At 29.1% G+C, this 700-nt stretch carries 1 protein-coding gene; it reads right to left on the bottom strand.

Going from position 1 to position 700, the window contains the following annotated elements; genetic code table 11:
- Nucleotides 1–120: 120 nt before the first annotated feature.
- A partial coding sequence (locus tag KCG35_RS25930) for an ankyrin repeat domain-containing protein (RefSeq protein ID WP_215822800.1) occupies nt 121–700 on the bottom strand: 580 nt, incomplete at its 5' end.

Raw genomic sequence — 700 nt, 5'->3', positions numbered from 1 at the left:
TACTGCAAATATAGTCCGATGTCAATTTAATTTTTCACAAAAAAATCTGATTTTATCTCTTACTCTTTTAAGTACTACTATTCAGCTCTCTTCTTAAACCTAGCCATCTTTTTTTAAAATTTATTTAGCTTTCAATTCCTTATAAGTTTTTGCTCCAGCATTTCTTAGTTCTTGTATAATTCTTTTTTTAGTTTGTGAAAACACTTCAAGAGGGTTTGGAACATCTGGATAATCAGTATGCATATTCAAGGCCATATCTAAAGCAGTAACTTTTGTTTCTTTGCTATAATTATTTATATAAGCCTTATCTACAACATCAATTAATATTTTTACTAAACTTTCATCTCCATAACGTACAGCGGATACTAGGTATGAATTTTTTTTCTGCTTTATAGGCACATTTAAATCCAAACCATTACTCAGCAAAAGATTAAAACATTCATTTCTTTTTTTTATTTTTTCTAGATCCTCGTAATTAGTACTCATAAAAAGTACACATTGAAAACCTATCGAACACTTATATCTATCTTGAGCATTAACATTTGCACCATACTTAATTAATACTTTAACAACTTGTGGTTGTTGGAAAAATAAAGCATGAGCAAGCGCATTTATACAATTAATAGAGTCTTTATATTCTATATCAATACCCTTTTTGCAAAGCAATTCAGCCAACTCATGATACCCTTTAGCTGCTGCG

Source organism: Zooshikella harenae, from assembly GCF_018837975.1.
GTDB classification, from domain to species: domain Bacteria; phylum Pseudomonadota; class Gammaproteobacteria; order Pseudomonadales; family Zooshikellaceae; genus Zooshikella; species Zooshikella harenae.
Note: the sequence above shows the minus strand (reverse complement) of the source record. Positions and strands in the feature narration are given on the sequence as shown.